Origin of the sequence: Halopiger djelfimassiliensis (assembly GCF_000455365.1) — an archaeon.
In the GTDB taxonomy this organism is placed as follows: domain Archaea; phylum Halobacteriota; class Halobacteria; order Halobacteriales; family Natrialbaceae; genus Halopiger_B; species Halopiger_B djelfimassiliensis.
On the sequence record NZ_HG315686.1, the window covers coordinates 609427 to 622535 of the forward strand.

9 protein-coding genes are annotated in these 13109 nt (G+C 64.7%); 4 read left to right on the top strand and 5 right to left on the bottom strand.

The window, feature by feature from the left end; all coding sequences use genetic code 11:
- Positions 1 to 3 precede the first annotated feature (3 nt).
- A complete protein-coding gene (locus TX80_RS13970) occupies positions 4 to 582 on the bottom strand; it encodes a HalX domain-containing protein (protein ID WP_049923734.1) in 579 nt (192 codons plus the stop codon).
- 362 nt (positions 583 to 944) lie between these two features.
- Positions 945 to 2918 (bottom strand): 3-hydroxyacyl-CoA dehydrogenase/enoyl-CoA hydratase family protein, encoded by a 1974-nt coding sequence (locus tag TX80_RS13975; RefSeq protein ID WP_049923735.1) that lies wholly within the window; start codon positions 2916 to 2918, stop codon positions 945 to 947.
- A gap of 115 nt (positions 2919 to 3033) precedes the next feature.
- Here TX80_RS13975 and TX80_RS13980 point away from each other — a divergent pair, with 115 nt between their 5' ends.
- Positions 3034 to 4185, top strand: coding sequence for an acyl-CoA dehydrogenase family protein (locus TX80_RS13980; protein WP_049923736.1), 1152 nt, complete (start codon positions 3034 to 3036; stop codon positions 4183 to 4185).
- A 91-nt stretch (positions 4186 to 4276) separates the two neighbouring features.
- On the opposite strand, the gene TX80_RS13985 is transcribed toward TX80_RS13980, so the two are convergent.
- On the bottom strand, positions 4277 to 4804 hold the full coding sequence (locus tag TX80_RS13985) for a hypothetical protein (RefSeq protein ID WP_049923737.1): 528 nt from the start codon (positions 4802 to 4804) through the stop codon (positions 4277 to 4279).
- Positions 4805 to 4865: 61 nt separating this feature from the next.
- Here TX80_RS13985 and TX80_RS13990 point away from each other — a divergent pair, with 61 nt between their 5' ends.
- Together TX80_RS13990 and TX80_RS13995 are read left to right on the top strand one after the other, a co-directional pair.
- Positions 4866 to 5609: a helix-turn-helix domain-containing protein gene (locus TX80_RS13990; RefSeq protein ID WP_049923738.1), complete on the top strand. Its 744-nt coding sequence runs from the start codon at positions 4866 to 4868 to the stop codon at positions 5607 to 5609.
- Positions 5610 to 5696: 87 nt separating this feature from the next.
- On the top strand, positions 5697 to 8285 hold the full coding sequence (locus tag TX80_RS13995) for a heavy metal translocating P-type ATPase (protein ID WP_049923739.1): 2589 nt from the start codon (positions 5697 to 5699) through the stop codon (positions 8283 to 8285).
- Between the two features lie 273 nt (positions 8286 to 8558).
- Here TX80_RS13995 and TX80_RS14000 read toward each other — a convergent pair whose 3' ends face one another.
- Positions 8559 to 9176, bottom strand: a complete 618-nt coding sequence (locus TX80_RS14000; RefSeq protein ID WP_049923740.1) for a DNA-3-methyladenine glycosylase family protein — start codon at positions 9174 to 9176, stop codon at positions 8559 to 8561.
- 260 nt (positions 9177 to 9436) lie between these two features.
- Here TX80_RS14000 and TX80_RS14005 point away from each other — a divergent pair, with 260 nt between their 5' ends.
- Positions 9437 to 10699 (top strand): hypothetical protein, encoded by a 1263-nt coding sequence (locus TX80_RS14005; protein WP_049923741.1) that lies wholly within the window; start codon positions 9437 to 9439, stop codon positions 10697 to 10699.
- A 165-nt stretch (positions 10700 to 10864) separates the two neighbouring features.
- Here the strand turns inward: TX80_RS14005 and katG are convergent, their stop codons facing one another.
- A complete protein-coding gene (gene katG / locus TX80_RS14010) occupies positions 10865 to 12991 on the bottom strand; it encodes a catalase/peroxidase HPI (RefSeq protein WP_049924095.1) in 2127 nt (708 codons plus the stop codon).
- Positions 12992 to 13109 lie beyond the last annotated feature (118 nt).

Sequence of the window (13109 nt, forward strand, 5' to 3'; positions counted from 1 at the left end):
CGCTCAGTCGCTCGATTCGGACTGCAGGTCCTGAAACACGGCGACGAAATCGTCGTGTGTCGTCAATCCCGCGACCGCGTCGTCGACCCGTGCCTCGAGTTCCGCGACGCGCTCCCGGAGTTCCTGATACTCCTCGTTGCCCGCGAGTTCCCGCTCCGTTTTCTTGGACTCGAGCAGCGCCTTCTTCGAGACCAGCGAGTAGTACTCCTGAATCTCCGCCTCGTACGTCGCGCGCGTGGTGACGTCTTCGACGATCTCGATCAGTTCGTCACGCGAAACCGGCTTGACCAGGTAATCGTCGAATCCCATGTCGATGATGTCGAAGTCGGGATCGACGGCCGTCACCATGACGACCTGACAGTCATAGCCCGCGTCTCGGATCTCGGTCAGAACCTCGTCGCCGGACAGGTCCGGCATCCGTCGGTCCAGCAGGACGACGTCGACCGAATCGGACAGCTTTTCGAGGGCACCCTCGCCGCTGTAGGCTGCCTCGGCGGACCACTCGGTCTCGAGCCAAGTAGCGAACGGATCCGCGAGTCGTTTCTCGTCGTCGACGACCAGGATTTCCAGCTCCTCACTCATGGGCTGACCCCTCCGTTCCCATCATTTACAGCCACGACTCACCAATGGTATCTCTGGTTGATAAATCTCGTGACCAGAAATCAACCATCCGACGTGTTATTCGATGTATTTCCGTATCGAATAGGTAATTTAACTACTCGATGAGTGTATACGCACATTCTGAGAGGAAGGTAGCTGGATAAAGCAATCCGACACGGAGTCGATAGAACGCGGGCTGTCAGGTTCGGTTCGCGGTGGTGGTCACGCCGGCGGGCGGTCACCGGCCGGTCGATTCGGCGACGGAACTCGCCGACGAACGACCGGGGAGGGTTCCGCCGACTCGAGGGTACCGTCGTCCGCGGCCCGTTTCGGCCAGCTGCGGGCTACTTTCCTTCGAATTCGGGTTCGGAGTCGCCCATGAAGGCCGTGATTCCTTCCATCAGGTCGTCGGTCGCCATCAGGTGTCCGAACGCGGACGCCTCGTACTCGAGGCCGGCGTCGGTGTCGTCGCGGCCGGCGAGCATCGCACGTTTCGTGAACTTCTGTGCGATCGGTGGGCCGCCGGCGAGGTCGGTCGCTAGTTCGAGCGCGCGTTCCTCGAGTTCGTCGTTGTCGACGACGTCGTTGACGAAGCCGTAGTCCGCCATCGTTTCGGCGTCGAAGCGTTCCGCGGTGAAGATGATCTCCTTTGCACGGCCCTCGCCGACGATGTGTTTGAGCCGCTGGGTCCCGCCCCAGCCGGGAATGAGACCGAGGTTGAGTTCCGGCTGACCGAACTCCGAGCGGTCGCTTGCGACCCGGAGGTCGGCGCAGGTCGCCAGTTCCATCCCGCCGCCGAGACAGAAGCCGTCGATACCCGCGACGACCGGCATGTCACAGGCCTCGAGTTTGCCGAACGTGGCCTGCCCCTTGCGGGAGAGTTCCTGTCCCTCGAGCGGGTCGGCACCGCTGCCGGCCATACTCTGGACGTCGGCACCGGCGGAGAAGGCCTTCTCGCCCGCGCCGGTCAGCAAGATGGCCCGGACCTCGTCGTCGTCCTCGAGGCGGTCGATAGCCGTCGAGAGCTCCTCGAGCAGTTCGGCGCTGACGGTGTTCATCCGGTGGGGACGGTCGAGGACGACGTGGCCGACCATATCGCCGGGGTACTCGACGCGGATCGTATCGAAGTCGACGCCGTTCTCGTCGCCGGTTTGTTCGTAGAACCCTCCCTCGTCGGCACGTTCCGCGAGGAACTCTGCGGGCTCGTAGCGGGCCGCACCGGTCTCCTCGTAAGCCTCCTCGAGCACCTCGTGCAGTTCCGCGAGGCCGTAGTCGTCGACCAGTTTGACGGGGCCGTCGGGGAAGCCGGCACCGAGCTGGACGGCCTCGTCGATCGACTCCGGCGGGGCGACGTCGCCGCCGATCAGCTTGGCGACCTCGTTTGCCATCGACGCGAGCAGCCGCTCTTTGACGAGTTCGGACTGTTCGTCGGTCGGGATGTCGACGCCGTCGCCGTCCTCGTAGTCGTAGAAGCCCTTGCCGGTCTTCTTGCCGAGTTCCTCGTTTTCGACTTTCTCCTCGAGCAGCGGGGCCGGCTCGTAGGCGTCACCCAGCACCTCGTGCATGTACTCGAGGACGTGGTAGCTGATGTCGTTGCCGACCTGATCGCCGAGTTCGAAACTCCCCATCGGCAGCCCCATGTCGTATTTCGTCGTCGAGTCGACCTCGGCGATGGTGGCTTCGTCCTCGCTGACGAGCCAGCAGGCCTCGTTCATCAGGGGGACGAGGATGCGGTTGACGATGAAGCCGGGCGAATCCTTGTGGACGCGGACGGGCGTTTTGCCCATGTCCTCGGCGAGTTCCGCGGTGAGCTCGAGGGTTTCCTCGGCGGTCTCCGCGCCGGCGATGACCTCGACGAGTTGCATCCGGACCGGCGGGTTGAAAAAGTGCATCCCACAGAACTGTTCGGGCCGCTCGGTCACCTCCGCGAGTTCGGTAATCGAGAGACTCGAGGTGTTGGTCGCAAAGACCGCGTCGTCGGCGGCGTGTTCCTCGAGTTCGCCGTAGACGTCCTTCTTGATCTCCATCTGCTCGGGAACGGCCTCGATGACGAAATCGGCGTTACCGACGGCTTCCTCCATATCCACCAGCGGCGTTACCCGTTCGAGGGCGGCGTCGGCTTCCTCCTGTGAGAGCTGGTCGTTCTCGGCGAGTTTGTTGAGCGACCACTCGATCTGCTCGTAGCCGTTCTGGACGAACTCCTCTTTGATATCGCGCATGTTCACGTCGTAACCAGCCATCGCGGCGACCTCCGCGATGCCGTGGCCCATGTTACCCGCACCCAGAACTGCGACGGTGTTGATATCGTCCAACTCCATGGTTGAACGTGCAACCGGAACCCGTTTGAACGTTTCCCTATTCAGGGGAGAAAACTCAAGTTCAGTTTACAGCCGGTTACAAAGGTCTTTATCGTTCCGTTAGGAATGTTTTCACATGGATTTCGGTCTCTCCGAAGAACAGCAACAGATTCGCGAGGAAGTCCAGCGGTTCGCCGAGAACGAGATCGTTCCGGTCGCCGAAGAGTACGACGTCGAAGAGAAGTTCCCTCACGACGTCGTCGACAAGGCAACCGAGATGGGACTGGTCGGCCCCGCGATCCCGATGGAGTACGGCGGTGCAGGGTACTCGACGCTCGATACGGCGATCATCGCGGAGGAGCTGTTCTCCTACGACCCCGGCATCGCGCTCTCGATTATGGCCTGTTCGTTCGGGACCGAGGCCATTCAGGCGTTCGGCACCGAAGACCAGAAAGAACGCTTCCTCGAGCCCGTCGCGAAAGGCGAGAAGATCTCCGGGGCCGCGATCAGCGAACCCGACACCGGCTCTGACGTCTCCTCGGTTTCGACCCGCGCCGAGAAGGACGGCGACGAGTGGGTGATCAACGGCAACAAGATGTGGATCACCAACGGCAGCGTCGGCGATTTCTTCGTCGTGCTCTGTAAGACAAACCCCGACGCCGAGGGCCGGTACAACGGCTTCAGCCAGATCGTCGTCGAGGCCGACCGCGACGGGTTCTCCGCCGAGAAGATCACCGGCAAGATGGGGATCCGCGCCTCCGATACGGCCGAACTCATCTTCGACGACGTCCGCGTCCCCGAGGAGAACCTCATCGGGACGAAAGACGCCGCGTTCATGCAACAGATGCAGTTCTTCGACGAGACCCGAACCGGCGTCGCCGCACAGGGCGTCGGGATCGCGAAGGGCGCGCTTCGCAACTCCCTCGAGTACGCCGAGGACCGCGAGCAGTTCGGCAAGTCGATCAGCGAGTTCCAGGCGATCCAGCACAAACTCGCCGACATGGCGACCCAGACCGAGGCCGCCCGGAACCTGACCTACAAGGCTGCCTGGAACGTCGATCAGGGCAACGACATCACCAAACTCGCCTCGATGGCCAAGGAGTACGCCTCCCGCGTCGCCGTCGAGGCCGCAAACGAGGCCGTCCAGATCCACGGCGGCTCCGGCTACGTCAACGACTTCCCGGTCGAGCGGCTCTACCGCGACTCGAAGATCACCCAGATCTACGAGGGGACGACCGAGATCCAGAAGAACGTCATCGCCCGCGAACTGCTCGGCAAGGGCTTCTAAGGAACGGAGGTTTGCTCCGCGGGCCAGCTTCGCTGGCCTCGAAGAGAGTTTCGCCGCGCACGTGCCCGGCCGTTCTCGCGCCGGCCCCGAGTCATCCGTCGCTGTCGCTATCAGTATCACCGTCGTCGCGATCCGTGTCCGTATCCGTTCCCCGCCCGTCGCTGTCGGAGTCGGTATCGGTGCCGGTGGCATCGAAATCGGTATCACCGTCGTCACTGTCGGAACCGGTATCCCCGTCGTCGGAGTCGGTATCAGTGTCGCCGTTTCCGACGTCGACGGTCGCTTTCGACCTCGAGACCCCGCCGTCGCTCGAGTGATCCGTATTCGTTCCTGCCGTCGTGGATTCGACGGGCCGATCGGCTGACGGCGATCCCTCGGCCTCGGATTCGGGCCGCTTGACGCCGCGAATCGGCTCGTCCGTGAGGACGTACAACACGACCGGTGGAACGACGTAGCTGGCGATGGCGATCACCGCGAACCACGGATCGACGAACACGAGGATTCCGAAGATCGTCAGCGCCGCCGCCGCGGCCGTGTGGGTCGCGGTATTCGTATAGCTCCGGTAAAACGACCACAGCCCCCGGAACCACTGTGTTACTGCTGGAAATACCAGCACCATTATCGGCACGTACGGTCCCCATTGAGAAACCCTTTGTCGCACGCTCCCCTAGTAACGGCCAATGAGAGAGTTCGTTTTCGCCCTCGAGTACGAACGGGGCACGAATCCGGTCGCGGACGTTCTCGCGGACTATCCCGACACGTCGGTCCGCTCGCTGTCGTGTCACGTGACCCCGGATAGCCTCTGGCGGGTCGACCACGCGACCGGGCCTGACGCGGCGCTTGAGGAACTCGAACGGGCCTACGAGACGGCTGACTACTTCGCGGACTGTCTGGTGAAAGACGACTGTGGTGCCGACTGTGAGGTCCAGGTACTCGATCGCTCCAACGGGACGCTCGTCGTCTACACCTACTGGGAGCGGACGGACGTCTGTACCTCGGTTCCCCACGTCGCACTCGAGTACCTCGGCGAGGGGCTGTTGTTCGAGACCTACCGGGAGGGGCGGCGCTATCGCTGGCGGATCGTGCTCGGGAGCGACGCGCCGATTCACGAGTTCTTCAACGCACTCGGCGACGAAGTCGGCGAATGCACGGGCATCGAGATGCTCCGGCTGACGGAGCTCGATCCCGAGCGAACCCACCACGAACCCGTGGACTCGCTGCCGGACGAACAGCGAGACGCGCTGCACGCGGCGGTCGAACACGGCTACTACGAGACGCCGCGGCGGATCGAGCTGTCGGAACTGGCCGACCTGCTCGACGTTCCGCGTTCGACCCTTTCCTATCGGCTCCGCCGGGCCGAGGCCAGCCTCGCGACCGCCTTCGTCGACGAAGAGGAGTCGCTCGAGGCGCTTGCCGGCCTCTGATTTCGGACGTGCGCTCGGTCCGAGCCGACACCAGAGTTGGCGCACGCCAAATAACCCGTATGGTACACGGGCGATTACTGTAACGTAATGACCGAATCGAAGCCCTCTGCGAGCGAGACGCCGCCCGACACGAGCCGCACGCTCGAGTTACGGGTCCCCGAGATGGACTGTCCCTCCTGTGCCGGCAAGGTGACAAACAGCGTCGAACGGCTCGAGGGGATCGACGGAACCGATGCGCGGGTCACGAGCGGTCGCCTCGTCGTCGAGTTCGACCCGACCCGAACGAGCGAGGCAGCGATCCGCGACCGCGTTCGTGCGGCCGGATACGAGATCGCGTCCGGGGCGTCGGAACTTGCGGTTTCGGTCCCCGAGATGGACTGTGCCTCGTGTGCGAACAAGATCGAACGCGCACTCGAGGGCGTCGACGGCGTCAGCGAAATCGAGACGCAGCCGGCGTCGGGCCGCGTCGTCGTCACCGTCGACGGGGACACCGACGCCGAAACGATCGTCGATGCGATCGACTCGGCCGGCTACGACGCGACGCCGATCAGCGGGGATCGAGAGCCGATGGACGACGACCAGCCGGTCTGGAAGAGCCGACGCGGCGTCACCACCGGCATCGGCGCGGTCCTTGCAAGCGTCGGCATCCTCCTCGAGTACCTGCTTTCCGGCGTCGATCCGACCCTGTTTTCGCTCGTCGGCCGGAGCTACGAACTCTCGACGGTGCTGTTTATCGTCGCCGCGGCCGTCGCCGGCGCGCCGATCCTCCGGAACGGCTACTACTCCGCACGAAACCGGAGCCTCGATATCGACTTCCTGATGGGCGTCGGTATCGTCGCCTCCGTCGCGGCCCATCATCCGTTCGAGGGGGCGATGCTCGCGGTCCTGTTCAGCGTCGCCGAACTGCTCGAGCGGTTCTCGATGGACCGCGCACGCGACTCGCTGCGGGAGTTGATGGATCTCTCGCCCGACACCGCGACGGTCAAACGCGACGACGGATCCGAGGAAACGGTTCCGGCCGAGGAACTCGACGTCGGCGACGTCGTCGTCGTCCGTCCGGGCGAGAAGATTCCGGCCGACGGGGTCGTCCTCGAGGGCGAAAGCGCGGTCGATCAATCCCCGATCACGGGCGAGAGCGTCCCCGCGGATAAGACGGCGGGAGACGAGGTCTACGCCGGAACGATCCCCGACTCGGGGTATCTCGAGGTCGAAGTGACCAGCGAGGCCGGCGAGTCGACGATCGATCGGATCGTCCGGCTGGTCGAGGACGCCGAGCGCGAACGGACCAACCGCGAGCAGTTCGTCGATCGGTTCGCTAGCGTCTACACGCCGATCGTCGTGGCGCTCGCGATCGCGCTTGCGACGCTCCCGCCGCTTCTAGTCGGCGCGTCCTGGAACACGTGGTTCCTCCGCGGGCTGACCCTGCTTGTTATCGCGTGTCCCTGCGCGTTCGTCATCTCGACGCCGGTCAGCGTCGTCTCCGGGATCACGAGCGCCGCCCGAAACGGCGTGTTGATCAAGGGCGGCCGCCATCTGGAGGCCGTCGGCGAGAGCGACGTCCTCGCGGTGGACAAGACGGGGACGCTGACCGAGGGCGATCTCTCGGTGACCGACGTCATCCCGCTCGAGGGTGCCGACGAGGACGCGGTCCTGCGGCGCGCAAGCACGGTCGAGCGACGGAGCGAACACCCGATCGGACAGGCGATCGTCGGCTACGCCGAGGAACGCGGCCTCGACGGCGACGCCGACGTCTCGAACTTCGAGGCGCTGACCGGGAAAGGCGTCCGTGCCGACGTCGACGGAACCACCCACTACGTCGGCAAGCCGGACCTGTTCGACGACCTCACGGACCTCGATCACGTCCATGCGACGACCGACGGCGGCGTGGCGCTGTCGGAACTGGGAGACGACACGCGGTCCCAGTGTGAGCGCGAGGGCTGTCTCGACGTGCTGGCCGACGTCGTCCCGGACCTCCAGTCCGAGGGCAAGACCGTCGTGATCGTCGGAACGGAGGACCGGCCGCTGGGCGTAATCGCCGTCGCCGACCGGGTCCGACCCGAGGCGAAGTGGGCCGTCTCGAGGCTGCAGGAACAGGGGGTCCGCGTCGTGATGCTCACCGGCGACAACGAGGGGACCGCCCGGGCGATCGCAGCCGAGGTCGGGATCGACGAGTACCACGCCGAGTTACTCCCCGACGAGAAACTCGAGTGGATCCGCCGACTCGAGCGCGGGTCCCGACCGGACGAGCGCCGATCCGAACCCCGCGGCGACGCGGACGGGGAGTCCGAGACGGCCAACGTCGCCATGGTCGGCGACGGCATCAACGACGCCCCCGCGCTGGCGACCGCCAGCGTCGGGATCGCGATGGGTGCGGCGGGCACCGACACGGCCCTCGAAACTGCCGACGTCGCCCTGATGGGCGACGACCTCACTCGCCTGCCGTACCTCTACGAACTCTCGGGGACGGCAACCAGCGTCATCCGTCAGAACATCTGGGCGAGTCTGGCCGTCAAGGCCGTACTGGCCGTCGGCGTCCCCTACGGTCTCGTCACCGTGATCCACGCCGTCATCATCGGCGATATGGGAATGAGCCTCGGCGTGACGGGGAACGCAATGCGACTCGCCAACATCGAACCCGAAACGCCCGCGGAACTCGGCGGCCGTACCGACGAGTAACGGCCGACGGTTCCCGACCGCTGCCGTCGGGTTTCGCTATCGACCCAGCCCGGGTCGCCAGTCGATCCACCACAGCGTGACTTCGGCAGCCAGCGAGTGGCCGATCGTTCGACCCACGGAGACGCCGAGCAGCCACGGCGGTTTGTCGAGTAGATCGGGAAGTGATGCGCCGATAACAGCGGTCGCCGACGGCAAGGTAGACGACCGGTTGCATTCGCTGACGGCTACGTTCCTGCGGCCGAAAACTCGGGCCTCGAGTGCTGGCGCGACCGGTCAGGCCTCGTACTCGGCCCAGATGTACCGCGACGCGAGGCTGCGGTGGGGCCGCCACGGCTCGGCGATCTCGCGCATCGCCGTCCGCGGCAGTTCCTCGCCGTCGTTGTAGAGTTGCTCGATGCCGCGTCGGATCGCGAGATCGCCGAGCGGAAGCACGTCCGGACGCTGTAAGACGAACATGAGGTACATGTGGGCGGTCCACTCGCCGACCCCCTTGATGCGAGTGAGTTCCTCGATCACCGCGTCGTTCGAGTGCTCGGCGAGCCCGGCCCTCGTGAGATCGCGCGTCTGAAACGCGCGAGCGGCGTTTCGCATGTAGTCAACCTTCGTCCGCGAGAGGCCAGCCTCGAGCAGTTCCTCCTGGGAGACGGCGAGCACGGACTCGGGCGTGATCTCGCCCTCGAGAACGTCGAAAACGCGGTCACGGACGGCGGTTGCGCTCGCCGTCGACAACTGCTGATTGATAATCGAGACACAGAGCCGTTCGTACTCGTTAGACACCGGCTCGAGCGGCTGTAGCTCGTGACGATCCATCACCGCCGCCAGCACGGGATCGCCACGGAGGACGGACTCGGCGTCGCGGTCGGGATCGCGACCGGGATCGATATCGGCCATCGTCCTCGGGTCGTCGGCCCGAACGGACAAAAGCACGTTGCTCGACCACGACGGACCAAGCGACGTTCGCGGCCGTCCACACCGGACTGTAGCTGCGGTAATCCGATACTGAGCACGCACGGACCCGCTGGAACGGGGGTCGCCGGCGAGTAGCCGCCGGTTACGACGACGGAGGCGGGTCCGCTCGGTCGGAGAAACGAGAGACTGTGCCCTCGAGACGGCCCCGCCGACTCAAGTAGGGATCGCCCACGATCGCTAGTATGGCAGACAACCCGCCTGCGGACGATCCCGAGCAGCGGCGAGTAACGACCGATCCGGAACGGATCAGGGAGTGGGCGGAGGCCCGTGACGCCGTCCCCGTCTCGACCCACGGTGGGGAGGGACACGGCCATACCTTCGCCCAGCGGGACGAACTCGATCCCGGTCAGGACGAACTGTCATGGGACGAGTTCGCCGAGACGTTCACGAACCGGGATCTCGTGTTCGTCTACCACGACGCGGAACCGACCGATCGCGGGCTGGGATCGTTCGATATCCTCGAACGCGAGGAGGCGTTCGATCGGGCGGCGCTCGGTCGCGACGAACTCGAGGCGTCGCTGCGGGAGGGTGAAACGGTCACGACGGAAATCGTCGAAACACAGGTCGTCGAACGCGAGATCGTCGAACGGGATACGATCGAGAGCGAAGTCGTCGACAGCGACGTCGTCGAGCGGACCGTCGCGGATTCGGAACTGCTCGAGCGCACCATCGTCGATACGGAGTTCGTCGCCGAGGACGTCATCACGGTCACGACCGACGAAACCCGCCTCGAGACGATCGAGGAGATCGAACGCTACACCATCGAAAGTCGGGTGGTCGACGTCGACATCGAGCAACACGACGAGATCGAACGCGAGAAGATCGAGACGGACCTCGACCTCGAAACCGTCCAGCGATCGATCCTCGAAAGCGACGTCGTCGAGTCGGACGTGACGGCGGACGACGTCCTCGCCGAGGACGTCATCCGGAGCCAGCGAACCGAAGGCGACACCGTCCGAACCGAACTGCTCGAACGGCGTACGCTCGAGGAGGAGGTTTCGGAACGGACGCGAATGCGGTTTACGCTCGAGGACACCGAACTGCTGGAGTCGTCGGTGATCGGGACCGACGTCATCGAGGGGGAGATCATCGACGTCGAGGAGTACGGCTCCATCGAAACGACGGGCGAGACCGGCACCCGCGCCGAACCGACCGACACCGGGGCAGAACCAGAGACGCCGACCGTCGACGCCGGTACGGTCGAACTCTCCAGAGACGAACAGGGGAAAGCCGTCGTCGACCAGTCCGGCCAGCAACTCGGCATCGTCACGGAGGTCGAAGCCCAGACCGCCTACGTCGATCCCGAACCCGGATTGGCCGACCGACTCAAGGCGCGGCTTGGCTGGGGCGGCCACGGCGACGACGAGTATCCGATCGATGCATCGGACATCACGGACGTGACCGACGACACGGTGGTTATCGAACACACGGACGAGCCGGAGTAGTCGAACGGCCACAACGAGGGCCTGAAACGGCAGTGAACGGTCCCGATCTCTCGAGAAACGACCGCGACGAGACCGGGATATCTGGGTGCGCTTACCGGGCGGCAGCCGCGTCGCGTACCTCCCACCGCGTGGGTCGGACGCGACTCCGGCCCGGAGGCGTTCCGCTTACTGGAGATCGAAGCGATCGTTGGTCATGACCTTGTGCCACGCGTCCACGAAGTCCTGTACGAACTTCTCTTCCTCGCCCGCATAGACGTTCGAGATGGCCCGGAGCCGGGAGTTCGAACCGAAGACGAGATCCACGCGGCTGGCCTCCCACTCGAGGTCGCCCGTTTCGCGGTCGCGAATCTCGTACAGTTCGTCCGCGTCCGAGGCCGCTTCCCACTCGTAGTCCATATCGAGCAGGTTCACGAAGAAGTCGTTCGTCAGCGTCTCCGGTTCGTCGGTGAAGACGCCGAGGTCGGTGTCCTGATAGGTCGCGCCCAGCGCGCGCATACCGCCGACCAGCACCGTCATCTCGGATGCCGTCAGGTCGAGCAGGTCCGCCCTGTCGACCAGCAGCTCCTCGGCCGGTCGGTCGTAGTCGCCGCCGAAGTAGTTACGGAACCCGTCGACCTCCGGTTTGAGCGCTTCGAACGACTCGACGTCGGTCTGTTCCGAGGCGGCGTCGGTCCGTCCGGGCTCGAACGGGACGTCGACGTCGTACCCGGCGTCGGCTGCCGCCTTCTCGACGGCCGCGTTACCGCCCAGCACGATCAGGTCCGCAAGCGAGACGCGCACGTCGTCGGACCGCGAACCGTTGAAGTCCTCCTGAATGGCTTCGTAGGTCTCGAGGACGGTTTCCAGCGCTGCCGGCTCGTTGACCTCCCAGCTGCGCTGTGGCTCGAGCCGGATGCGAGCGCCGTTCGCGCCGCCGCGTTTGTCGCTCTTGCGGAAGGTCGACGCCGACGCCCAGGCGGTTTTGACCAGCTGGGAGACCGCGAGGTCCGACTCGAGGATCTCCGCTTTGAGCTCGGCGGCTTCCTCCGCTCCGATCAGTTCGTAGTCGGCGTCGGGAAGGGGGTCCTGCCAGATGAACGTCTCCTCGGGCACGTCCGGGCCGAGGAACCGCTCCGGCGGGCCCATATCGCGGTGGATCAGCTTGTACCACGCCCGCGCGAAGGCGTCGAGGAACTCGTCGGGGTTCTCCCGGAAGTTCTCGATGATCTCCCGGAACTCCGGATCCCGCTTGAGGGCGACGTCCGTCGTCATCATCATCGGGGCGTGCTTTTCCGACGGATCGTGGGCGTCCGGGACGGTGCCGTGTGCCTCCTCTTCGACCGGCTCCCACTGCTTTGCGCCGGCGGGGCTCTCGGTCAGTTCCCACTCGTAGTCGAGCAGGTTGTCGAGATAAGAGGTGTCCCACATCGTCGGCCATGCGTTCCACGCGCCCTCGATGCCGCTGGTGGTCGTGTCGGAGCCTTTGCGGGAGTCGGTCCAGCCGAGCCCCTGATCCTCGATCGGTGCCGCCTCGGGCTCGGGACCGATGTCCTCATCGGAGGCACCGTGGGCTTTCCCGAACGTGTGTCCGCCCGCGATGAGCGCGGCCGTTTCCTCTTCGTCCATCGCCATGCGGCCGAACGCCTGGCGGATCCGCTTTGCCGACTTCATCGGGTCGGGATCGCCGTTCGGTCCCTCGGGGTCCACGTAGATGAGCCCCATCACGGTGTTGCCAAGCGGGTCCTTGAGTTCGTCGTCCTCGTCGAACCGGTCGTCCTGTGGAGCTTCCCACTCGTCTTCCGGACCCCAGTCGACGGCCTCGTCGGGCTTGAAATCGTCCTCACGGCCGCCGGCCCAGCCAAGCGTCTGCATGCCCATCGACTCGAGGGCGACGTTCCCGGCAAGGACGATCAGGTCGGCCCACGAGAGCTTCTGGCCGTACTTCTGTTTGACCGGCTCCAGCAGCCGGCGTGCCTTGTCGAGGTTTACGTTGTCGGGCCAGCTGTTGAGGGGGGCAAGGCGCTGTCTCCCGCCGGACGCGCCGCCGCGGCCGTCGGTAGTGCGGTACGTACCGGCGCTGTGCCAGGCCATCCGAATGAACAACGGACCGTAGTGGCCGTAGTCTGCCGGCCACCAGTCCTGCGACGACGTCATCAGGTCCTTGAGGTCCGCTTTCACTTCTTCGAGGTCGAGTTCCTGAAACTCCTCGGCGTAATCGAAGTCTTCGTCGTGAGGCCCGACGTCGCGGGCGTTCTCGTCGAGAATGTCCAAGTTCAACTTGTTCGGCCACCAGTCGTGGGTAGTTCGGTTCATCATCAGCCCTATTGTTACTTTTCCCTATTAAGATTGTCTAATCGGGTTAGGAAACTTCGCTACATAGAAAGCAATCTTTCGAATTGGTGAATTTTTGTCAGTGATAACGGCGTGCTGT